20 protein-coding genes and 1 tRNA gene are annotated in these 21259 nt (G+C 64.6%); 8 read left to right on the top strand and 13 right to left on the bottom strand.

What is annotated here, in order from left to right:
• Window positions 1-208: 208 nt before the first annotated feature.
• A tRNA-Val gene (locus HWV23_RS06895) sits at window positions 209-282 on the bottom strand.
• 85 nt (window positions 283-367) lie between these two features.
• Here HWV23_RS06895 and HWV23_RS06890 point away from each other — a divergent pair.
• From HWV23_RS06890 to HWV23_RS06880, 3 genes are all read left to right on the top strand, one after another.
• Entirely contained in the window at window positions 368-898 is a 531-nt protein-coding gene (locus HWV23_RS06890) for a DUF192 domain-containing protein (protein WP_178289684.1), read from the top strand.
• A 74-nt stretch (window positions 899-972) separates the two neighbouring features.
• The gene (locus HWV23_RS06885) at window positions 973-2919 is read left to right on the top strand and encodes an ABC transporter ATP-binding protein (protein ID WP_178289683.1); all 1947 of its coding nucleotides are present in this window, start codon (window positions 973-975) and stop codon (window positions 2917-2919) included.
• 52 nt (window positions 2920-2971) lie between these two features.
• Window positions 2972-3835: an ATP-grasp domain-containing protein gene (locus HWV23_RS06880; protein WP_178289682.1), complete on the top strand. Its 864-nt coding sequence runs from the start codon at window positions 2972-2974 to the stop codon at window positions 3833-3835.
• Here HWV23_RS06880 and HWV23_RS06875 read toward each other — a convergent pair.
• From HWV23_RS06875 to HWV23_RS06855, 5 genes are all read right to left on the bottom strand, one after another.
• On the bottom strand, window positions 3813-5993 hold the full coding sequence (locus tag HWV23_RS06875) for a PAS domain S-box protein (RefSeq protein WP_178289681.1): 2181 nt from the start codon (window positions 5991-5993) through the stop codon (window positions 3813-3815). The two genes, HWV23_RS06880 and HWV23_RS06875, sit on opposite strands and share 23 nt — an antisense overlap.
• Before the next feature lie 60 nt (window positions 5994-6053).
• Window positions 6054-6431: an Hsp20/alpha crystallin family protein gene (locus HWV23_RS06870; protein WP_178289680.1), complete on the bottom strand. Its 378-nt coding sequence runs from the start codon at window positions 6429-6431 to the stop codon at window positions 6054-6056.
• Window positions 6432-6513: 82 nt separating this feature from the next.
• Window positions 6514-7107, bottom strand: coding sequence for an L-threonylcarbamoyladenylate synthase (locus HWV23_RS06865; RefSeq protein WP_246282738.1), 594 nt, complete (start codon window positions 7105-7107; stop codon window positions 6514-6516).
• A gap of 24 nt (window positions 7108-7131) precedes the next feature.
• Window positions 7132-7647 (bottom strand): redoxin domain-containing protein, encoded by a 516-nt coding sequence (locus HWV23_RS06860; protein ID WP_178289679.1) that lies wholly within the window; start codon window positions 7645-7647, stop codon window positions 7132-7134.
• Complete coding sequence (locus HWV23_RS06855) at window positions 7644-7952, bottom strand: glutaredoxin family protein (RefSeq protein ID WP_178289678.1); 309 nt, start codon at window positions 7950-7952, stop codon at window positions 7644-7646. The genes HWV23_RS06860 and HWV23_RS06855 overlap by 4 nt, the downstream gene beginning before the upstream one ends.
• A 117-nt stretch (window positions 7953-8069) precedes the next feature.
• On the opposite strand from HWV23_RS06855, the gene HWV23_RS06850 reads away from it, so the two are divergent.
• Window positions 8070-9443, top strand: coding sequence for a hemolysin family protein (locus HWV23_RS06850; RefSeq protein ID WP_178289677.1), 1374 nt, complete (start codon window positions 8070-8072; stop codon window positions 9441-9443).
• Window positions 9444-9466: 23 nt separating this feature from the next.
• On the opposite strand, the gene HWV23_RS06845 is transcribed toward HWV23_RS06850, so the two are convergent.
• Complete coding sequence (locus tag HWV23_RS06845; protein WP_178289676.1) at window positions 9467-10639, bottom strand: inorganic phosphate transporter; 1173 nt, start codon at window positions 10637-10639, stop codon at window positions 9467-9469.
• 95 nt (window positions 10640-10734) lie between these two features.
• On the opposite strand from HWV23_RS06845, the gene HWV23_RS06840 reads away from it, so the two are divergent.
• Window positions 10735-11361, top strand: coding sequence for an IMPACT family protein (locus tag HWV23_RS06840; RefSeq protein WP_178289675.1), 627 nt, complete (start codon window positions 10735-10737; stop codon window positions 11359-11361).
• 153 nt (window positions 11362-11514) lie between these two features.
• Here HWV23_RS06840 and upp read toward each other — a convergent pair whose 3' ends face one another.
• Window positions 11515-12186, bottom strand: a complete 672-nt coding sequence (upp, locus tag HWV23_RS06835; protein WP_178289674.1) for a uracil phosphoribosyltransferase — start codon at window positions 12184-12186, stop codon at window positions 11515-11517.
• A gap of 81 nt (window positions 12187-12267) precedes the next feature.
• Between upp and HWV23_RS06830 the strand changes: the two genes are divergently transcribed.
• Complete coding sequence (locus HWV23_RS06830; protein ID WP_178289673.1) at window positions 12268-12975, top strand: DUF5828 family protein; 708 nt, start codon at window positions 12268-12270, stop codon at window positions 12973-12975.
• Window positions 12976-13081: 106 nt separating this feature from the next.
• On the opposite strand, the gene trpY is transcribed toward HWV23_RS06830, so the two are convergent.
• Window positions 13082-13585 carry a TrpY family transcription regulator gene (trpY, locus tag HWV23_RS06825; RefSeq protein ID WP_178289672.1) on the bottom strand — a complete coding sequence of 168 codons (504 nt, stop codon included), beginning with the start codon at window positions 13583-13585 and terminating at the stop codon, window positions 13082-13084.
• A gap of 110 nt (window positions 13586-13695) precedes the next feature.
• On the opposite strand from trpY, the gene HWV23_RS06820 reads away from it, so the two are divergent.
• The gene (locus HWV23_RS06820) at window positions 13696-14124 is read left to right on the top strand and encodes a PaaI family thioesterase (RefSeq protein ID WP_178289671.1); all 429 of its coding nucleotides are present in this window, start codon (window positions 13696-13698) and stop codon (window positions 14122-14124) included.
• Window positions 14125-14317: 193 nt separating this feature from the next.
• Here the strand turns inward: HWV23_RS06820 and HWV23_RS06815 are convergent, their stop codons facing one another.
• On the bottom strand, window positions 14318-16015 hold the full coding sequence (locus HWV23_RS06815) for an aldehyde ferredoxin oxidoreductase family protein (protein ID WP_178289670.1): 1698 nt from the start codon (window positions 16013-16015) through the stop codon (window positions 14318-14320).
• Between the two features lie 167 nt (window positions 16016-16182).
• On the opposite strand from HWV23_RS06815, the gene HWV23_RS06810 reads away from it, so the two are divergent.
• The gene (locus HWV23_RS06810) at window positions 16183-17148 is read left to right on the top strand and encodes a hypothetical protein (RefSeq protein ID WP_178289669.1); all 966 of its coding nucleotides are present in this window, start codon (window positions 16183-16185) and stop codon (window positions 17146-17148) included.
• A gap of 9 nt (window positions 17149-17157) precedes the next feature.
• Here HWV23_RS06810 and HWV23_RS06805 read toward each other — a convergent pair whose 3' ends face one another.
• The 3 genes from HWV23_RS06805 to HWV23_RS06795 form a co-directional block, all read right to left on the bottom strand.
• Complete coding sequence (locus HWV23_RS06805) at window positions 17158-19008, bottom strand: cation:proton antiporter domain-containing protein (RefSeq protein ID WP_178289668.1); 1851 nt, start codon at window positions 19006-19008, stop codon at window positions 17158-17160.
• Between the two features lie 68 nt (window positions 19009-19076).
• Complete coding sequence (locus HWV23_RS06800; RefSeq protein ID WP_178289667.1) at window positions 19077-19976, bottom strand: MBL fold metallo-hydrolase; 900 nt, start codon at window positions 19974-19976, stop codon at window positions 19077-19079.
• Between the two features lie 56 nt (window positions 19977-20032).
• Window positions 20033-20890, bottom strand: a complete 858-nt coding sequence (locus HWV23_RS06795; RefSeq protein WP_178289666.1) for a hypothetical protein — start codon at window positions 20888-20890, stop codon at window positions 20033-20035.
• Window positions 20891-21259: the final 369 nt, after the last annotated feature.

The raw sequence follows: 21259 nt of genomic DNA, 5'->3' as shown, positions 1-21259 counted from the left end.
TCACTCGCTTCGCTCGTTGTGCGCGACTTCCAGGGTGCGAACCTGCCGGGCGTACACCCGTGGCTCACGGAGTTGTTCGCCACGGGAGTATGGGCGCGGGCGGGTTCGAACCGAGGAAAGCCGGTCGGCTCGCTTCGCTCGCCGCTGCGTCTTTCGGGCTTCGAACCCTTCTCCACACCTGCGGCTCGGGGTATAGCTCGCCGCAGGATGGGCGCGGGCGGGTTCGAACCGCCGATCTCGGCCTTGTAAGGGCCGCGTCATAGCCAACTAGACCACGCGCCCGCATCCGACGGGAGAGCGCCCGTGCGGGTAAGCCTTACTTTCCGCGACGGAACGCTTACCCGCTCGCGGGCCGTTCGTTTCGGCGATGAACACTCGGTTGGTTGGCGTCGGCTTCGGGCTGGTAGCCGTCGTCCTCGCGGTCGTCCTGTTGGGGCTGTCGACCGGCATGCTCGCGCCGTATCTCGGCGGCTACGACGCCGACGCCGATTTCAACGAATCGCGGGACTACAACCACACCGAGGTCGTCGTCACCGACGACGAGACGGGCGAGGAACTCGGCAGCGTTACGGCCGCAGTCGCCGATACCTTCTCCAAGCGGTACGTCGGACTCAGCGAGACCGACGAGTTGCCAGAGGAACGTGGCATGCTCTTCATCCACGACGGCTCGGCCGAACGCACCTACGTGATGCGGAACATGTCCTTCGGCATCGATATCGTCTTCATCGCGCCGAACGGGACGATTACGACGATTCACGAGGCGCCGAAACCGGGGCCGAACGAGGACGGTGAGGACCAGCGCTACTCCGGTGAGGGCCAGTACGTCCTCGAAGTCAACAAGGGCTGGACGACCGACCGCGGCATCGAGGAAGGCGACCGCGTCGAGTTCGACGTGTGAGGCGGCTGGCGATTTGCCATCCGGTCTCACCCAAGCCGAAGGGTTATGCTGACTGAACGGTCAGTTTAACACGAATGGGAGATATCGCGCCGGAGGACGACGATCCCTTCGAGGAGCAACGCGAGAACGCCGAGGACCCGATGCGCCGTCTGTTCGGCGAATACGGTCGGCCGAACAGCTTCCAGTTCGCCGTTGCTGTCACGGCGAGTATCTTCGCGCGACTCCTCGATTTGCTGCCGCCAGTCCTGCTGGGGTTGGCTGTCGACGCCATCTTCCGGAACGACAAGGCGTTCACGCTGTTGCTGGTGCCGGATGCGTGGACGCCGACGACGCAGGACGAGCAGTTGCTCTTTACGGTCGGCCTCATCGCGGCGGCCTTCTTCTCCGGCGCGATATTCCACTGGGTGCGTAACTGGGGGTTCAACTCCTTCGCCCAGAACATCCAGCACAGCATCCGGACCGACACCTACGACACGATGCAGCGGCTGAACATGGACTTCTTCGCCGACAAGCAGACCGGCGAACTAATGTCCATCCTCTCGAACGACGTCAACCGCCTCGAACGCTTCCTCAACGACGGCCTCAATTCGACGTTCCGGCTGTCTGTGATGGTCCTCGGTATCGCCGGCATCCTCTTTTGGCTCAACTGGCAGCTCGCGCTCATCGCCTTAGTGCCGGTGCCGCTCATCGCGCTGTTTACCTACAAGTTCATCCAGATTATCCAGCCGAAATACGCCGAGGTTCGCTCGACTGTCGGGCAGGTCAACTCCCGACTCGAAAACAATCTCGGCGGGATTCAGGTCATCAAATCGGCCAACACCGAACCCTACGAATCCGAGCGCGTCGAGGACGTCTCCGGGGATTACTTCGACGCCAACTGGGACGCCATCGAGACCCGCATCAAGTTCTTCCCCGGCCTGCGGGTCATCGCGGGCATCGGCTTCGTCCTCACGTTCCTCGTCGGCGGTATCTGGGTGCTGGCGACCGAGACTACCGGCGCTGCCCCCGGCCCCCTCACCGAACCGCTCTACACCGGCGAGTTCGTCACGTTCATCCTCCTGACCCAGCGGTTCATCTGGCCGATGGCGCAGTTCGGGCAAATTATCAATATGTACCAGCGGGCCTACGCCTCCGCCGAGCGGATTTTCGGCCTGATGGACGAGCCCAACCGACTCGTGGTCGACCCCGACGCCGAACCGCTCGAAGTCGGGGAGGGCAACGTCGTATACGACGACGTCTCCTTCGGCTACGACGACGAGACCATCATCGAGGACGTCGACTTCGAGGTCGAGGGCGGCGAGACGCTCGCGCTGGTGGGCCCGACGGGTGCCGGCAAATCCACCGTTCTGAAACTCCTGCTTCGCCTCTACGACGTCGACGACGGTGGGATTCGCATCGACGGCCAGGACCTCCGAGAGGTGACGCTGCCCTCGCTGCGGCAGGCCATCGGCTACGTCGGTCAGGACACGTTCCTCTTCTACGGGACAGTCCGGGAGAACATCACCTACGGCACCTTCGAAGCCGACGACGAGGCCGTCGTCGAGGCCGCAAAGGCCGCCGAGGCCCACGATTTCATCCAGAACCTGCCGGACGGTTACGATACGATGGTCGGCGAGCGGGGCGTGAAACTCTCCGGCGGCCAACGGCAGCGCATCTCCATCGCCCGCGCGGTCCTCAAAGACCCCGATATCCTCGTCCTCGACGAGGCCACCTCGGACGTCGACACCGAAACCGAGATGCTCATCCAGCGGTCGCTGGACAAACTGACGGCCGACCGGACCACCTTCGCCATCGCCCACCGCCTGTCGACCATCAAGGACGCCGACACGATTCTCGTCCTTGAGGACGGTCAAATCGTCGAGCGCGGCACCCACGAGGATTTGCTGGACAACGAGGGTCTGTACGCCCACCTCTGGGGCGTGCAAGCCGGCGAAATCGACGAACTCCCACAGGAGTTCATCGAGCGCGCCGCCGAACGGCAGGCCCGGACCGACGTCGAGGCCGAAACCGACGACGACTGACAGGGCAATCGCAGGGCGGCGGATTCAAGGCGCGGGCACCCGACGCCCGTGTATGCTCCGGTTGGCGGTGGCGACGAACGCCGAAACCCTCGGTCGTATCCGCGAACCCCTCCGTGAGCGTGGCATCGAGGCCGAACACGTGCCGACCCGCGAGCGTGCCCAACCGCTGGACGAACCGCTCGTCGACGAGGCCTTCGACGTCGGCTTCGTCTACCCGCCCCGCATCATGGAGGGCGGCGTCGGCGACGCGTTGCTCGGCGTGCCGTGGGTCAACGACCGCGAAGCGATTCTACGGAGTCGGAACAAGGCCGGCGCGCTCGCCCGTCTCGGCAAGGCCGGCCTCGATACGCCCGCCAGCGTCTACGTCTCGAACCCCGTCGACGAGTCGGAACTCCGGGCCGCCTTCGAGCGGTTCGACCCGCCCGTCGTCGTCAAACCCAACTCCACGACTCGCGGGGTCGGCATCGCGAAAGCCCACGACCTCGATTCCTTCCTCGGCGTCTGCGATTACCTCTCCCTGGTCCACGACTACCGGGCGGCCGACGACCGGTCGTTCCTCGTTCAGGAGTATCTTCCCGACGCTCGCGACTACCGGGCGATGGTCGTCGACGGCGAGTTCGTCGGGGCCGTCGAACGGCGCCTGCCCGAGGCCGAACGCGAGGCGGGCCGCTGGAAGCACAACGTCCACCGGGGGGCCGTCGCCGAGGGCGTCGACCTGCCCCCGGACCTCCGAACGCTCGCGGAAGACGCGGCCGATGCGCTCGATATCGACTGGCTCGGCGTCGACATCCTCGCGACCGACGACCGGGCCGTCGTCAACGAAACCAACGCCCGGCCGACCGTCGACGAGGTGACGAAATACGAGGCGGATTTCTACGACCGACTGGCGGACCTCATTCGACGGACTGCGCATTGACGCCGCTGATTTCGAAGCGCGCGCCGCCCGCCTCGCTGTCGGTGACGTCGATCTCCCAGCCGTGTGCGTCGGCGATGGCTTCGGCGATGGCGAGACCGAAACCGCTGCCGTCGTCGCCCGAATATCCGGGGTCGAAGACGGTGTCGCGTTCCTCTTCGGGTATGCCACGGCCGTCGTCGGCGACGTAGAGCGTTTCGCCATCAAGGCCGACTTCGACGGTGACGTCCTCGCCGCCGTGGTCGTCGGAATTCGCGACCAGGTTACTCAAAAGCGAATAGAGTCGGGATTTCTCGGCCATGACGGCGGCGCCGTCTGGATAGGCCGTCTCGACGTCTGCTCCGGTGGCCGTCTCGATATCCGAGAGCATCGGCCGGAGCCTGACTGGCGCCACGTCGTCGACGACTTCGCCCTGCTTGGCCAACTCCAGGACCTCGTCGACGAGCGTCCCCATCCGGTCGAGGGCGGTTTCTATCTCGTCGAGATACCGGTCTTCGCCCGTCTCGCGAGCGAGTCGAAGGTTCCCGCTGGCGACCGACAGCGGCGTCTTGAGGTCGTGGGAGATGAGCGAGGCGAACTCCTCTAACTGCTCGTTTTTCCGTTCGAGTTGCTGCTCTCGCTCCTTCCGCTCGCTGATGTCGCGGCCGATGCCGACGAGGCCGAGCGTCTGACCGTCGTCGTCAGTCAGTTGGGCGCCCGTGAACTCGTAGGGGATTCGCTCGCCGTCCTTCGTTACGAACGCCGATTCGACGGTCATCGTCCGGTCGGCGTCGAAGACGCCGTCGATGGCCTCTTGAATCTTCTCGCGCTCGGATTCCGGGACGAAATCCCACGGGCGCATCTCGGTTATCTCCTCGTCGCTGTAGCCGGTCACCGACGAGAGTTGGTCGTTCCAGCGGATGAACCGCCCGCTCTCGTCGAACACGTAGAGGACATCAGGAAGCGCCGAGAAGATGCTCTCGGTTATCGCTCGCTCCTCGCGGAGTTCCGCCTCCCGCTCTTTACGGTCGGTGATGTCCCGACCCTCGGGGACCAGAAGCGTCACCTCGCCGGATTCGTCGGTGACCGGCCGCACGGAGTAATCGACGATGATGGTCTGGCCGTCGGCGCCCTCGACGGGGAGTTCGTCGCGATAGAAGGACCCCTCTCGCGCCTGCTGGACCGACTGGCGGGCGATGCGGCGCGTCTCGTCGTTCAACTGGAACCACGGCGTCTCCCACAGCGACCGGTCGACCACCTCCTCGCGGTCGGCATCGACGAAGGAGAGGGCCGCCTCGTTGGCCTCGATAAGCGTGCCGTCGGGTTCGAGCAGCCCCGTGAACTGGTAGGTGTTGTTGAAGACGGCGTCGTAGCGACGTTCCCGTTCCTTCTTTTCGGTCACGTCACGGAAGTACACCGACAGGCCGGAGTCGTCGGGATAGGCCCGCACCTCGAACCACGCGTCGAGTGGCTCGTAATACTCCTCGAAAGTGACCGTCTCCTGCTGTTCGACGGCGCGTCTGTATTCTTCGTCGAACCGGCTGCCGACTACCTCGGGGAAGGCGTCCCGAACCTTCGTTCCAACCAGTGCTTCGGGGTCCGAATCGAGCAGTTCGCCGGCCCGCTGGTTGACGTAGGTAAAGCGCCACTCGTCGTCGACGGCGATGAAGGCGTCGTCGATGCGTTCGTAGACGCGGCGGGCCCGATGGTCTGCGGCGGTTGCCCGCTTTTCCGCGCGATGCCGCTCGACGGCGTTCGTAATCCGGTTCGCGAGGATGGCAAAGCGGTCTGAATCGGCCCCCTTCTGGAGGTAGTCGGTGACGCCGGCCCGGATGGCCTCGCTGGCGATTTCCTCGCTTCCCTTCCCGGTAAAGAGGATGAACGGTAGGTCGGGGTCCTGCGCCCGGACGGCCTCCAGAAACTCGATGCCGTTCATCGTCGGCATGTCGTAATCGGAGACGATACAGTCGACCGAATCCAGTCGGTCGAGTGCGGCCTCCGGGTCCGTCTCGAGTTTGACGACGAAATCCTCGTGGTGTTCCAGAAGGCGTTTCGACGTCTCCAGAAAGGTCGGTTCGTCGTCCAGATGTAGGACGCGCGCCGTCGAATCGGCCCCTCGTCCCGCGTTTGCGGAACCGTCGACGGAGGCAGAATCCCGAGCCCCCCTCCCGTGGGAATCCATTATCTCATCCAACGATTTATCTCGAATAAAAGTGCCGACGATTTCGACGACTGAGCGGCGCTACGAGAGATCGATGTTCGCGGAACTGCCGGTGCGGTCGAGGCGGATTTCGAGGACGCCGTTGTTGAACGTCGCGGTGGCAGAGTGTTCGTCGACGCGGGCGGGCAACTCGATGCGCTCCTCGTACTCGCTGCGGGCGGTCGAAGCCGAGATGGTGACGTGCCGGCCGTCGCATTTGATGTCGATGTTCTCCTTGTCGACGCCCGGCATGTCCGCGACGACGGTGAGTTCCTCGTCGCTCTCGTAGACGGAGACGTGGGCATCGTCGCCGAAGCCGGCGTTGCCCGGGCCGCTCACGCCGCCCGTCATCTCCTCCATCATCCGCTCTATCTCGCTGAAGATGTCGTCGAAGGGGTCGTCGCGGTCGTCTCGGCGCATGGACGAAGGTTGGTCTGTATCGCTCAAAAGCCTTCTGTCGCGGGCAGAACTCGATACTGCACGAAAGCGGTGTGACTGCCTTTCAGTTCTCCGCCAGCCAACCCTCGATTTCGTCGGCGCGGGCGCCCCGACGGACGATGTCGTTTTCGGCGATGTTGACAACCGTGCTCTCCGTGCCCGGCGTCTCGCCGGTATCGAGCACGACGGCTGCTCGCTCCCGGACTTCGGGGGCGATGTCCTCGACACGCCGGGCGCTCGGTTGGCCGCTCTTGTTCGCGCTGGTCGAGGTAATCGGGCCGGTCCGTCGCGCCAGTTCCCGCGAGAGGTCGTGGTCGGGGACGCGAATCCCGACGCGGTCCTCGCCGGCGACCAGCACGTCCGGTACGCGGTCGGTCCGCTCCAGAAGGACGGTCACGGGGCCGGGCAGAAAGCGGGCACAGAAGGAGGCCTCACGGTCCGAAACCTCCGCAAAATCCCGTGCGACCTCGGCGTCGGGCAGCGCCATCGAAATCGGCTTGTCGCGGGCCCGACCCTTCGCTTCGAAGACGCGCTCGATGGCCTCGGGGTCCAGCGCGTCGGCGGCCAGTCCGTAGACCGTCTCGGTCGGATAGACCACGAGGTCACCGCGGCGAATCGCGGCGACGGCGTCGGTGAGGTCGATGTCGGTCTCGGTCACGGCCGGACGTAGGGTTGCTGGCGTTTACAGTCCTTCGATGGCCGATTCGATATCGTCGTACGGCGGGAACTCCGGCCAGTCGGTGGCGACCCACGCGAACTCGATGGTGCGGTCCCCGTCGATGACGAAGACGGCGGGCCGCGGTTCGGCGATACCCTCCATCCCGTCGAGTTCGTGGACGATGCCGTACTCCTCGGCGACGCCGTTCTGGGGGTCCGAGAAGAGCCGATACTGCTCGACGTCCCACTCTTCGAGGAACCGCGAGTGTTCGTACGGCGAGGAAATCGAGAGACCGACGACGGAGGCGTCGTAGTCGTCCCAGTCGCGGTCGTCGATTTCCTGCCAGATGTACGTCGACGGGAAGTCGCCGTCCATCGGGTGGAAAACGAGGATGACGGGGCCGTCGTCGGTCAACTCCGACAGCGAGGCGTCGGCCCAGTACTCGTCGTTGACCAGCGGGCGGGTGAAGTCGGGCGCCTTCTCGCCGGCCTCGGGGTGGTCGGCGGGGCCGAGTTCGACGATATCGAAGCCCAGATTCATTCGTCGTCACCCCCGCTCGCGGCGCTTGCGGTGACGCGCGTGGCGTCGGTCGCGCCGTCGCCATAGGTCGCCTGAAGGTACTCGACGATGTTCGCGCTCTCGCTCATCGTGATGCCGGTGTTGTCGTCGACGATGGCGGGAACCGTCCGGGCGCCGGTCAGTCGCTTGACGGCGTCCCGACGGGAGTGTCGGGCCTCGACGAAGCGGGATTCGTACTCGAGGTCGAGGTCGTTCAGGACGCGGACGACGCGTTCGCAGAACGGACACGCCTGTAGTCGATATAGCGTGATTGCTGGTTCGCTCATGGCTGACCATACGAGCGGTCCGCGCGTAAGCGTGTCGCCCGCGGCCATCGGTTCGACACGACCGCGTGAGACATGAGTAAGCCTTAATCCCGCGCCCGCAGAAAAGCGCACGTCCAGATGGGCTCTCTCGCGTGGTACGTCGTTAGTGCGATACAGGTCGGCCCCGATCCGGGTGAACTCCCCTTTAGTGACACGACCATCGCCGCCCTCGGCGGGGTGGCGATTTTCGCGCTGTTGTTGCTGTCGGCGTTCTTCTCCTCGTCGGAGATTGCGATGTTCTCCTTGCCGCCGCATCGCGTCGACTCGCTCGTGTCCGACGGCATGCCCGGCGCGGAGACGCTGAAATCGTTGAAGGACGACCCTCACCGCCTGCTCGTCACGATTCTGGTGGGCAACAACATCGTCAATATCGCGATGTCCTCCATCGCAACGGGACTGCTCGCGCTCTACTTCCGGCAGTCCCTCGCCGTCTTCATCGCCACCTTCGGCATCACCGCGCTCGTGTTGCTGTTCGGCGAGAGTGCCCCGAAATCCTACGCCGTCGAGAACACCGAATCGTGGGCCCTCCGCATCGCGCGCCCGCTGAAGTACTCCGAATACCTGCTGTTGCCGCTTATCGTCACCTTCGATTACCTCACCCGGCAGGTCAACCGCATCACCGGCGGCCGCGGGGAAATCGAATCCACCTACGTCACCCGCGAGGAAATCCGCGACATCATCGAGACGGGCGAGCGCGCGGGCGTCCTCGAAGAGGACGAACGCGAGATGCTCCAGCGCATCTTCCGGTTTACCAATACCATCGCCAAGGAGGTCATGACGCCGCGGCTCGATATGGAGGCCGTCTCGACGGACGCGACCATCGAGGACGCTCTCCAGAAATGCGTGCAGGGCGGCCACACTCGGCTGCCGGTCTACGAGGGGAGCCTCGACAACGTCCTCGGCATCGTTCACGTCAGCGACCTCGTGCGGGACTACACCTACGGCGAAAAGGAGGACATCGAACTCGAGGATCTCATCGAGGAGACGCTTCACGTCCCCGAATCGAAGAACGTCGACGAGTTGCTCAAGGAGATGCGCCGCAAGCGCCTCCACATGGTCATCGTCATCGACGAGTTCGGCACCACCGAGGGGCTGGTGACGATGGAGGACATCACCGAGGAAATCGTCGGCGAACTGCTCGAAGCCGGCGAGGAAGAGCCTATCGAGTTCATCGACGACGATACGGCCATCGTCAAAGGCGAGGTCAACATCGACGAGGTCAACGAGGAACTCGACGTCAACATCCCCGAAGGCGAGGAGTTCGAGACGCTCGCGGGCTTCATCTTCAACCTCGCGGGTCGCCTCGTCGAGGAAGGCGAGGTCATCGAGTACGACGGCCTCGAAATCCTCGTCGAGCGCGTCGAGAACACGCGCATCATGAAAGCCCGGGTCACCCGAACCGAGGCCTACGACGAGGAAGCGGCGGTCGAAGAGGCACCCGAAGAGGAGTAAGGGACGCCCGCCTGTTTTGTCGGTTACAGAAACACCAGCGACAGCCCCGTATACAGCGTGTAACTGAGGACGCCGGCACTGAGCAGCGACCCGAACCACGCGAGGACGGTGTAGCCGATTTTCCCGCCGCTGACGCCGCCGGTGCCGGCGGCCGCGCCCGCGCCGATGACACCCGAGACGATGATTTCGTTGAAAGAGATGGGGACGCCGAGGAAGATAGCCACCTGTGCGATAGTAAAGGAGGGAATGAGCGCGGCGATGGAGCGTCGCGGCCCGAGCGAGGAGTAGTCCTGTGCGATGGCCTTTATCATCCGCGGGGCGGCGGTCCACGAACCCAACAGGAGGCCGAGGCCGCCGCCGAACAGCAGGGCGACGAGCGGTATCGCGAAATCGACCGTATCGAACAGCGGTAGCAGCGGCCCCAGTGCGAGGCCGACCTGACTGCCGCCGGCCGAGAAGGCCACCAGGCCGCCAAGCGCCAGCAGGAAGTGCCGCTGGCCGGCCGCCCGCTCGTTGCGCATGTCGGCGCCGAGGGCGGCGGCCGCGGCGGCCGCCAAAAGTAGCGTCACGCCGAGGCGGCCGGCCATCGACGCGGTAACCGAGGTGGCGAGGGAGGCGGCCTCGCCCGGTGGCCCGAGCAGGACGAACTCGACGTTGGCGATGATGGCGCCGACGACGCCCGCGAGGAGGGGAATCGCGACCAGTTCCGGCACGGCATCGTTTCGGAGGGCTCTGGCCGTCCCGTAGGCGATGCCGCCGCCGACGAACGGCGTCAGCGTCCAGACGGCCAGAATCTCGCCGTATTTCGCCCACGCTGGGCCGCCGCCCATCGCCAGTCCGGCACCGACGACGGCCCCGGTGACGGTGAAGGCGGTGGCGATGGGATAACCGGTGAAGATGCCGATTGCGACGAGGCCGGCGGCAATCGTCAGCGCGACGATGGCCGCAATCGGCGAGAGGGTCGCCCCGACGACGAGTTCGCGGCCGACGGCTTCGGTCACGTTCGCACCCTGCAGGGTGGCGCCGAGCAAGCCGAGAATCCCGACGAAGAACCCGGCGCGCATCACCGAGATGGCGTTGGCGCCGACCGCGGGGGCAAAGGGCGTCGACCCCGAGGACCCGGCGCCGATGGCCCACGCCATAAAGAGACTCGCGCCGCCGGCAGCCAGAAACGTCACGAGGGTGACCGTATCCATTGGCGTCCGATAGGTCGGCCCGCCGTATAAATACCCGTTGGACGCCCGCCCGCGAACGCGAAACGGGTTTGGGCTAGCATCCCCGAAACGCAGGTGTGCCGGACGATGATGCTGACGCTGCGGCCGACGCTGACGACGCCTACCTGACGCTCGCCGACCGCGCGGAGGCGAGTTTCACCGTTCAGGGCTCGGAGTTTCTCGCCCATGCCGCGCCCGTCGAGGGCGTCGACGCCGCCGAGTCGTTCATCGAGGACATCGAGGACACCTACGCTGATGCGACCCACAACGTCCCGGCCTATCGCGTCCGCGCGGACCCGTTCCGCGAGTACTCCTCGGACGACGGCGAACCCTCCGGGAGCGCGGGCAAGCCGATGTTGTCGGTGCTACAGGGTCAGGAGATAGAGAACGTCTGTGTCGTCATCACCCGCTATTACGGCGGCACCGAACTCGGCGTCGGCGGACTCGTGCGCGCCTACTCCGGGGCAGTTAAGGACGTCCTCGATGCCGCCGATATCGTCGAGGAACGGCCTCACGAGCAGTTTTCGATTACCGTCGACTACGACGACTCTGGTACGGTCCGCAGAATCCTCGAAAGCGAGGGCGTCGAGTTCGAGGCCGAGTACGGCGAGGCCGTCGCCTTCGATATTCGTGTCCCCGTCGCCGAAGCCGAGGCGCTTCGGGACCGCCTTCGGAGTGCAACGAGCGGTCGCGCCGACCCCTGATAGCGACGTCTGCCGAGCGTCTGACGCTTCGGGAGGAACGAAACCGCAGGAGGGCGGTTATCTCCAGGTGAAAACGAGGGGTTGTGCCGGGTTCTCGTGGAGATAGTTCCCACGCGTCGCGTATCGGATTTCGACCTGAAACGGTGGGCGAGCTCAGGTACCGAACGCGCGGTCGCCCGCGTCGCCGACGCCGGGGACGATGTAGCCGTCGTCGTCGAGGCGCTCGTCGATGCTGACGGTGAGGATGTCGACGCTCGGGAACGCCTCGTCGACGCGGACGAGTCCCGGCGGCGCGCTCACCGCCGAGAGGACGACCAGCCGTTCGGGGTCGCCCATATTCATGACCTCTTCAAGGACGGCGACCATCGTCGACCCCGTCGCGAGCATCGGGTCGGCGACGATAACCGTATCGTCCTCGTTGATTTCGGGGAGTTTCACGTAGTCGACGGTGATGGGGAACTCGCCGTCCTCGTCCATGCCGGCTTCCTCGTCGCGCCCCGCGGAAATGACGCCCTGACGGGCGTGCGGGAACGCTTCGACGAGCCCCTCCACGAAGGGCGTCGCCGCGCGAAGTACGTTGACGATGACGACGTCGTCGAGGCCTTTGACGACCTCGCCGGTGGTTTCGGCCAGCGGCGTCGTAATCGAGACGTATTCGGTTTCCAGCATCCCGTCGATGATTTCGAAACCACAGAGACGACCGAGGTCGACGAGGCCGTTCCGAAACGCCACCTGGTCGGTTTCGACCGAGCGAAGCTCCGAGAGGGTATGCTTCGCCAGCGAGTGGGTGATGACGTGTGCGTCATCGCGGTCCTCGATGGGCATACAGGTATCGTGGCCCCCGTCGGCTTAAAGCCCGCCGATGGGCGACAAAACGTAAGGCCACGTGGCACGAACCGGACCGTAATGGAGGTCGAAGAGAGCGTCTCCGGGTTCAAGGTCCGCGGACGCTGGGGAGACATCGTCGAACACGGCGAACGAATCACGCGAGCACTCAAGGACCTCGCGGATGAGGACCAGCCGGTCGACGAGGACGCACTCGAAGAATGGGACGACTGGCGACCGAAAGCCGAAGAACGGCTCAGCAAGGACGTCAGCGAAAAGACCGCCGAGCAAGCGGCCGTCGCGGAGGGCGAAGGCGAGAAGGCGGGCAAAGAGCCCGAGGACGATCTCAAGACCGCCGGCGAGAAGTTGGCGGACTCCTACGAGAGCCTCGAAGAGCCAGTCGAGGCCGTCGGCGAGTGGCGCGATTCCATCAATCACGTTGCTCGCGCGGCAGACTCGGCGACCCGGAAAGCGCTCCGGAAAGTCGAGGGGGGCGTTTACAAGAAGGTCATGACACAGGTATCGCCGTACTACTTCGACAACCAACTGGTCAGTGCGAACGTCCAGTCGGCCGGCGATGGCGACGACTACGTCTTCGAGGTCAACATCAACGACGACGACCTGAAGATTCGCGTCTCCAACAAACTCGCGGACTACGAAACCTCGGTCGACCGCTGGCACGTCGACATCCCGAAGGAAACCAACGTGGCCGAAGCCGTCGAAGGTCACCCGCCGCCGGAGGAAGGCGAAGAGGAAACCCACGGCGAGTCCGAACCGACGAAGAATTAGTACTGTCGGACGTAACTACTCGGATTTCTGTCCCGTTGGCAAGCCCTGAGATGGGGCTCAGACACGTCGGCTATTCGAATATTCACGAAATTACGTCCGACAGTATCTACTCCAGTTCGATTTTGCGGACGAAGTCGAGGGCGCGAATCTCGTTGAGCAACTCGCCCGGCAGCGGTTCGTCGGTGATGATGTAGAGTTTCGGCTCGTCGGTGAACTCCGGGTCCTCGCTGATAGTCTGGCGAATCGAGATGTCGTTGTCGGCGAGCATCCCCGTGATTTCCGCGACGATACCCGGCTGGTCGGCATTTCCCACCCGAACCGTCAGGACGTTCAGGTCCAACACGGGCGCGAGGTCCATTAGCGACGGAATCGCCGAGATGTTCTGGAAGATACGACGGAGTTCGTCGTCTTCGAGGATGGCGTCGGTCGTCGCGTCGACGACCCGGCGGTCGACGTCGATTTCGCGGGCGATGCCCGTGTTCGGAATCTCGATGCCGCCGGAGACGACGCGGCCGTCGTCGTTGACGGAGAAGCCGCGTTCGAGCAGGAGCCGAATGACAGCCTGCTGGCTCGGGCTGTCCTCGAACTTCCGCATAATCTCGTCGAACATACCCGTTGGTCACGGTCCGGGGTGTTGTTAGTTGCGCCGTCCGCGAACTGGCGGCGGGTCGACCGTCGCGATTGAACGGCCTTTTGGTCGCCGGCGGTTCATCGGCGAGTATGGACCTCTCCGAGATGTTCGCTCGGATGCCGTACAACGACCACCTCGGCATCGAGCTACTGGAAGCTGAAGACGGCTACGCGGTCGGGGAGCTGGAGCTCTCCCAGGAACACTCCTCGAACCCGAACCAGTTGGTCGCCCACGGCGGCGTGGCCTACTCGCTGGCCGACACCGTCGGCGGCGCGGCGGTCATGTCCGCGAACTTCACCGTCACGCCGACTATCAACATGCGGATGGATTATCTCGCACCCGCGACCGGCGGGACGCTCCGTGCGGAGGCCGAGGTCATCCGCAACGGCGACAGCGTCGCCACCGTCTCGGTCGACGTCACCGACGAGGACGGAACCGACATCGCAACCGCTCGCGGGACCTACAAGACGGGCGGCGGCGACGACGGCTCGGCGTGGCGCGGCGAGGAAGCCGAATAGCGAACAGGCGGTGCGATACCTCTCGACCGGCGCTGCACCACGCTCCCGCGAGACGCCGGCCGGCAGTTCTCAGGTCATGGCGTCGATGGTCTCGTTTTGGGTTATAAATACTCGGCTGCCAGCGGGCCGATGGTCGGGGCCGTGGTAGTCGAGAAGCCAACGAAACGCGATTTATAAAGAAAGACGTGAGAAGCTAGTCGTCAGCGGGCGTCGCGCCCGTCGACCCACCAACGCTTGCATCAGGCACAGTACCGTCGTCGTTCCAGCCGCGCAGGTCGTAGTAGTTGTCGAGTTCGTCGTCGAGGCCCTCCAGTTCGTAGGGCAGGTCGTTGTCGTCCGAGCGGTCGAAGCCGCGCTTGCTGTTGAAGTGGCGTTCGAGTTCGATGATTCGGCTGCCGACGTCCTGTAGCGTGTCCCAGTCGGTATCGAACAGGCGCGCGTACCGCTCATGGGTCATATTCGAGAAGGCGAACTTACAGAGGACGCCGGAGTCGTGGACGGCGTTCTTGTTCTCCATCTCGATGAGGCGTTCGGATTTCCCCTCGACGCCGTCGGAATCCAGCGCCTGGTCGGGCGCGACGAGCGGGTACTCCAGTTGGTACATCTCGGCGTACATGTGGTCGGCACCGCGGTTCGAGGTGGCAAAGGAGAGGCCCTGCCCGTTGAGCGTGCGGCCGTCGTGGGCGGCGAACTCCATGCCCTTCATCGTCCAGTTGTCGACGCCCAGTTCGTCGTGGAAGCGGTCGATGCCCTCGGCGAGGGTGTCGCCGACGCCCTCGCGGTGGGCGATTTTCTCGATGAGGTCGTGGATGAGGTCGACGTTGCCGAACTCGTCTTCGGCGGCGAGGTAGGCGGCGATGGCGTCGCCACAGGAGATGGTGTCCAGCCCGTAGGTGTCGCACAGCTCGTTGGATTTCATGATGGCGACGAAGTCATCGACCAGCGCGTTCGAGCCGAAGGACATCATCGTCTCGTATTCGGGCCCCTCGGTTTCGAGGCCGCTTTCCTCGTCGCGGGTCGGGAGTTTGCACGCGAAGGCACACGACGAGCAGGTGCCCTTCTTGTATTTGTGCTCGATGACGGCCGCCGAGCCGATCTGGTCGACCTTGTCGTAGCTGAGTTCCTCGAAGTACTTCGTCGGCAGCGCGCCGACGGAGTTGGCGTAATCGGAGACCGACACGGTGCCGGCGTCCTTCATGGGGCTGCTGGACTGGGAAGCCTCCGCGTGAATCTCGCGGATGAGGTCGTCGTTCAGCCCCTCGATGTCGGGTCGGGAGTCGCCGTCGAAGGTGAGGAACTTGACGTTCTTCGACCCGAGGACCGCACCCAGCCCGCCGCGGCCGAACGCGCGGGATTCGGAGGTCATAATCGAGGCGAACCGCACCTCGTTTTCACCGGCCGGACCGACGACGGCGGTGTGTTCCTTGTCGAGGCCGGTCGCCTCCTCGATGTGCTCGATGGTCTCCTCGACGGTGGCTGCTTCGAGTTCGTCGACCGTCTCGAACTCGACGCCCTCGTCGGTGACGTGGATGCCGACGAGTTCGTCGCTCGACCCGGTGATTTCGACCGCCGAATAGCCGGTGTCGATGAACGGACGGGACATGAAGCCGCCGGCGTTCGACGACAGCAGGCCATCGGTAAGCGGCGAGAGGCCCGTACAGGACATCCGGCCGGTGTAGCTCATTATCGAGGTCTGCAGGGGGCCGGCCGCGAAGACCAGTCGGTTCTCCGGGCCGAGCGGGTCGGCATCGAAGGGGATGCGGTCGTGGGCGAGTTTCGTCCCGGCGCCGCGGCCGCCGATGAACGATTCGAGGACGTCGTCGATTGCCTCCTCAGTCGTCTCCTGTGCGCCGACGTCGATAGTGAGTAGCGGACCCTCGCTGTGTATCATTCTCTGTGGGTAGGTTACACCCGCCCACAATAAAGCGTACGCCGTTGGACGACAGGGCATTCTTAAACGGGCATCCGGTTTCCGCGGCGACGTCGCAACCAAGCACTAAAACTCCCGCTTATGGCCACCAGCAGGCCTATTCGGGAATCAGCGAACAACGTTATCGAATGACCGAGTACGATTCAACGACACGGCGGCACGTCCTTCGTGCCGGAGTCGCCGGGATTGCCGGACTCGGCGGTATCGGCGCGGCATCGGCCGCGGAACCGACCGACGTGGACGAGGCGGCGTTGCGGGATTCCGCCGAACGCCTCGGCCCGCGAGACCTGAGCGGCGTCACCGACCGCACTGAAACGGTAACCGCGGCGTCGGTCCCCGAACGGTCCTCGGGTATCGGTCCGGGGTCGATGCTCCTCGTCGAGCGCGACGGCACCACCGCCGGTTGTACCGCGAACTTCGTCTGGGAGGATGGCGGCTCCTACTACCTCGGCGCGGCGGGCCACTGTTTCCTCGGAAACGGTGCCGTCGGCGACAACACCTCGCCGGACGGCGACGACTTGAGAAACGTCACCGTCCGTGTCGGTATCGACTACACCTTCGGCGGGCTAACCGCTCTGAACGGCCTCCGCGGGACGACCTACGAACTCGGCGACGTGGTCTACGCACGGCAGGCCGCCGCCGACGGGACGCAGGTCGGCCACGACTTCGGGCTGGTCGAAATACCGGACGCGGCGGTTAGGGAGGGCGTCGTTAACCCCTCGCTACCGCAGTTCGGCGGACCGACCGGCGTCGTCGACTCGGGGGCGCTCCCCTCGGGTGAGCCGATTTGCCAGTACGGAAACGGCGTCGGGAACGGCGAAGTGTTCGCGACGAAGGGCCGTCGTGGCGCCTCGCTTGGCGACCTCGACAACTACCGGAGTTGGCATGCCGCCCTCCGCGGGACCCCCGGCGATTCCGGGTCCGCAATCTTGGGCGCGGACCCGACCGCCGACCCCGAGGGGACGGTAGCGGCCGGCGCGCTGACCCACCTCACGGCACAGGGAACGGCAGGGACGACTATCGAGCGATGCAAGGAGATGGCAAACGAGGACGTCGGCCTGAATATCGCCGTCGTCCAGCAAGGCGAGTTGTAGAGCCGGCGACTATTCGCCGCGGCAGCGGGCCATCGATTTCCGGACCGAATCGTGTTCGCCCATGAGCGTGATGTGGTCGCCGCGCTCGAGGACGTAGTCGGCTTCCGGAACGAACGTCTCGTCGCCGTGTGTCACGAGCGCGATGAGACAGCGGCCGGGGAGTTCCGGTCCGACCTCGCGGACGGGGCGGCCGATGAACTCGTCGTTGTCGAGTATGACCTCCTGAACGTCGCCCCCTTCGTCGAGGTTTCTGGCCCACTGTGCCATCGCGGGCCGCTCGATGGCGTTGTCGATGGCCTGTGCGGTCGCCAGCGTCGAGGAGATGGTGTCGACGTTCAACTCCTCGAAGGCCTCGAGGTTCTCGGGGTCGTTCACGCGACTGATGATCCGTTCGGTGTCGAATTTCGTCGTGGCGAGCTGACCGATAAGCAGGTTCACCTCGTCGTCACCGGTCGTCGCGATTATCGTTCGGGCGTTGTCACCCCCGGCCGAGCGGAGGGTATCGATATCTGTCCCGTCGCCGATGTGGACCGCAAAGCCCTCATCGCGAGCGCGTTCGACGATTGTTTCGTCGTTTTCGATGATAACGACGTTCTCTCCCCGGTCTTCGAGTCGGCGGGCGACCTCGCGGCCGACCTGACCGCCGCCGATGACGAGTACACGCATTGGTATCACATCCAGGAACTCCGCGATATGGCGGGCAAGCCCGCCCTGCACGACGACAGTCGAGAGGATGACGAGGAAGACGGTGCCGACCAGCAGCGACGCGGCGTCGCCGTTGCCCGCCGCCTGCAGTTCGATGGCGAAAAGCGTCGCGACCGAGGCGGGGATGATGCCGCGCGGGCCGACGAAGCCGACGAACAGTCGCTCGTTGGGGGTGAAGTCCCCGCCGAGCGTCGAGAGGTACACCAGCAGGGGTCGAATCACGAACATGACCGCGAGAACGACGACCACGCCACCCATCCCGAGGGCGAGCAGGTCCTCGAATTCGAGGAGCGCAGCCAGCGCGATGAAGACGAAGGAGAGGACGATGAGCGTGATGTCGCCTTTGAACTCCGAAATCTGTTTTTCGTAGGGCAAATCGAGGTTGCCGAGCACGACGCCCGCGGTTGCGACGGCGGCGACGCCGGCCTCGCTGGCTATCGTCTCGGCGGCGCCGAAGGCGACCAGCGCGCCCGCGAGAATCACGAGGCGAGCGTTCTGTGGAGCGTTCCCCGGCGAAAGGTCGATATAGCGGAGGACCAGCCAGACGAGTACCGCGACGGTGAGGCCGACTGCCACGCCACCACCGAACCGTTCGATGAAGAGGCCGAGGAACGCCGACAGCGTCGGCTCGTCGAGCCGAAGCGTCTTGAACACGACGACGGCGAGAATCGCGGCCGTCACGTCATTGACGATGCCCTCGATTTCCAGGGCGGCCTGCACCCGGTCGCGGACCGGCACGACCGACAGAATCGGCGTGATGACGGTCGGCCCCGTCGCGATAAGCAGCGCGCCGATGAGGAAGGAAATCCCCCATCCGACCCCGAGCGCGAACCTGACGACGCCGGCCGTCCCGACGAGCGCGATGAGCGCGCCGATGGTTATGAGACGGAAACTCTCGCTGGTCGCCTGCCGGAGCTTCTCGATACGGAGGTGGAAGGCGCCCTCGAAGACGATAATCGCCACCGAGAGGCCGACGATAGCCGGCAGCGCGGCAAAGGAGTCTTCGGTGACGATGCCGAGTCCCTCGGGGCCGAGCGCGATACCGGCGGCGAGCAGGAAGACGATACTCGGGATCTCGAATCGGTCCGCGAGTATCTGTGCGGCGACGCCGATGGCGATGATGGCCGCAACGAGGGGGATTAGTTGACTCGACACGGTTTCGACTCCATCGACTACAGGTTCTGCGGCCAGTCGAATAAACCCTCGAGAAGACGAGGGTGTACTTACTCTTCGCGGGAGTCCAGATAGTGTAACACGCCGCGGACGTTCATCGCGACTTCGCCGTCGGCCTTCTCTTCGCCCCAGACCTCGCCGATGTCGTCTTCGGCGACGAAATACTCGATGACCGCCTGGTCGTCGTCGAGTTCCTGGCGTTTCTCGGCGACCGCCTCGACCCACTCGGTAATCGCGTCGACGTACTCCGAGATTCGGTCGTCGGTCGGCGCGTGGCCGAAGTGGCCATAACAGAGTATCTCGGGGTCGATGCGAGCTATCATGCGGGCGTCCTCGATGACCTCTTCGAGATGGAAGCCCGGCGGGGGCGACGTCTCGCGCATGCTGTCCAGTTGAGGGACGTAGATGCCCGCCGCGTCGGCGACGAACATCACGTCGTCCTCGCGTTCGTGAAAGACGAGCTGGTGGAAGGCATGGCCCGGCGCGTGGTGGGCGTGGAGCTCTCGGTCGCCGAGGTCGAGGGTCGCGCCATCGTGAATCGGCTCGATGCGGTCGGCGGGGACGGGCTTCGGCTTCGTGTAGTGGCGAATCTGGTCGCCGACCGCCTCCTTGGTCCCCTCCCAGAGCGGGTCGGGGTCGGCGAGGAACTTCGCGCCGCTCTCGTGGACGTAGACGTCCGCGCCCGTCTCCTCGGCGAGGAAGCCGGCGCCCCCGGCGTGGTCGAGATGGACGTGCGTGGCGATGATGGATTCCAGGTCCGTGGGCGCAATGCCGACCGTCTCCAAGGCGTCGAGGATTCGCTCGTAGTTGCCGATGCCGGCGTCGACGATGGCCGGTTTCTCGGTATCGAGGATGTAGACCGCGCCGTACTGGGGCGTGTCGTACATCCCGGTATCGACGTAGAAGAGGTCCGTCGCCGCGTCGACTTCGTGAACGTCTCCGATTCCCATACTGGTGGTGGGCGCCCGGCGGCCCTAAAGCCAGCGGCTCTCGAGGGTCGTTCGTCTCAAAGCGTCTGCCGGAGCACGTTCCAGAGGTCGTTCTGCCGCTTCTGGAGGACGGCAACCGGCGAGGCAACACTGTATTCACCATCCTCTTCTTCGGCCAGTCCCTCGCTTTCCAGCGATTCTAGCGTCGATTCGACGACGTCCGCCGAGAAGACGACGCGACTAGAGATTTCCTCGGGCGTCCCGCTGCCGAGCGTCTGGGCGGCCAGATACACCGACACCCGCTGTGGGCTTTCCAGCACCTCGACGAGCAACTCGTTGACGAGGCCGCCGCCGGTGTCCTTGGTGGAGACTTCCGCCTTGACCATCTCCTCTTCGGTCAGCGGTTCGGCCTCCTGTAGGCGCGTTTCCAGATGCTGGAGCGCCGTCTTCCGGGCCTTGCCTGCCTCCTCGCGTTCGATGAGTCGCTCCAGCGAGACCGGTTCGGTTACCACGTCGGCCAACTCGCGCAACTCCTCGACGGTCAACCCGCCGGGGTCGATGTCGATGAGGTCCTCCGCCGTGATTTCGTCGTCGGTAACGAAGCCCACCTCGCCGTACCCCTCGACGCGCAGGCCGATCTCGATTTCGTGGACGCCGATACGCAGGCGCTCGCGGTCCAGAATTACCTGAACTGTCTCCGCAAGGTCGAGTTCCAGCGGGTTCTCCGGCGTGATTTCGTCGGCCGTGTAGCGTTCGTCCTCGGAGAGTTCGAGAATGATGTTCCCTTTATCAACGGGTTCCTCGTCCAACCTCGCCGTCGTGACGCCCTGGAACTCCGCCTCGATGAGCCGGTTTTTCAACTCGAACTCGACACCCCGCTCCGTGTTTTCGAGGCTTCCCCAGGTGAAGAGCCGCTCGAGATACTGCTCTATCATACCTGTGCGGTTTCCCTCCGCGTACTTCGGTCTGTCGTCAACTCGATACTCTGGAATTTCCGTTGTTTGTCGGTCTGGATGTGGTTGTTCCGTATTCGTCTGCGCGAACGAATCTACCGCTACCTTCGAAGCCCTCAGCCGGCTGGCGGTCGCTAATCAGGATATCCTCCCTCGCTCCGCTCGGTTGGATAGGGCCTGATTAGCGACTAAACTGAACGCCAGCCAGATTCGCCCTTCGAGTCCACCAGGGACGGCGACCGCACCACTCACCTCCCCAACCGACTCCCTCCTTCGCTCCACTCAGTCGGTCGTCCCTCGCACGGCTCCGTCCGACCGCCGTTCGCGGTCGAGGGTCTCGCTACGCTCCGA

The organism is Natronomonas halophila (genome assembly GCF_013391085.1).
GTDB lineage: Archaea > Halobacteriota > Halobacteria > Halobacteriales > Haloarculaceae > Natronomonas > Natronomonas halophila.
Note: the sequence above shows the minus strand (reverse complement) of the source record. Positions and strands in the feature narration are given on the sequence as shown.

Bases quoted from the DNA above. Each gene is read 5' to 3' on its own strand.
- HWV23_RS06810 (WP_178289669.1), top strand. From the start codon at position 16,183: ATGACCGAGTACGATTCAACGACACGGCGGCACGTCCTTCGTGCCGGA.
- HWV23_RS06880 (WP_178289682.1), top strand. From the start codon at position 2,972: ATGCTCCGGTTGGCGGTGGCGACGAACGCCGAAACCCTCGGTCGTATC.
- trpY (WP_178289672.1), bottom strand. From the start codon at position 13,585: ATGTTCGACGAGATTATGCGGAAGTTCGAGGACAGCCCGAGCCAGCAG.
- HWV23_RS06845 (WP_178289676.1), bottom strand. From the start codon at position 10,639: ATGGATACGGTCACCCTCGTGACGTTTCTGGCTGCCGGCGGCGCGAGT.
- HWV23_RS06890 (WP_178289684.1), top strand. From the start codon at position 368: ATGAACACTCGGTTGGTTGGCGTCGGCTTCGGGCTGGTAGCCGTCGTC.
- HWV23_RS06860 (WP_178289679.1), bottom strand. From the start codon at position 7,647: ATGAATCTGGGCTTCGATATCGTCGAACTCGGCCCCGCCGACCACCCC.
- HWV23_RS06885 (WP_178289683.1), top strand. From the start codon at position 973: ATGGGAGATATCGCGCCGGAGGACGACGATCCCTTCGAGGAGCAACGC.
- HWV23_RS06800 (WP_178289667.1), bottom strand. From the start codon at position 19,976: ATGGGAATCGGAGACGTTCACGAAGTCGACGCGGCGACGGACCTCTTC.
- HWV23_RS06820 (WP_178289671.1), top strand. From the start codon at position 13,696: ATGGACCTCTCCGAGATGTTCGCTCGGATGCCGTACAACGACCACCTC.
- HWV23_RS06850 (WP_178289677.1), top strand. From the start codon at position 8,070: ATGGGCTCTCTCGCGTGGTACGTCGTTAGTGCGATACAGGTCGGCCCC.
- upp (WP_178289674.1), bottom strand. From the start codon at position 12,186: ATGCCCATCGAGGACCGCGATGACGCACACGTCATCACCCACTCGCTG.
- HWV23_RS06795 (WP_178289666.1), bottom strand. From the start codon at position 20,890: ATGATAGAGCAGTATCTCGAGCGGCTCTTCACCTGGGGAAGCCTCGAA.
- HWV23_RS06815 (WP_178289670.1), bottom strand. From the start codon at position 16,015: ATGATACACAGCGAGGGTCCGCTACTCACTATCGACGTCGGCGCACAG.
- HWV23_RS06855 (WP_178289678.1), bottom strand. From the start codon at position 7,952: ATGAGCGAACCAGCAATCACGCTATATCGACTACAGGCGTGTCCGTTC.
- HWV23_RS06875 (WP_178289681.1), bottom strand. From the start codon at position 5,993: ATGGATTCCCACGGGAGGGGGGCTCGGGATTCTGCCTCCGTCGACGGT.
- HWV23_RS06830 (WP_178289673.1), top strand. From the start codon at position 12,268: ATGGAGGTCGAAGAGAGCGTCTCCGGGTTCAAGGTCCGCGGACGCTGG.
- HWV23_RS06870 (WP_178289680.1), bottom strand. From the start codon at position 6,431: ATGCGCCGAGACGACCGCGACGACCCCTTCGACGACATCTTCAGCGAG.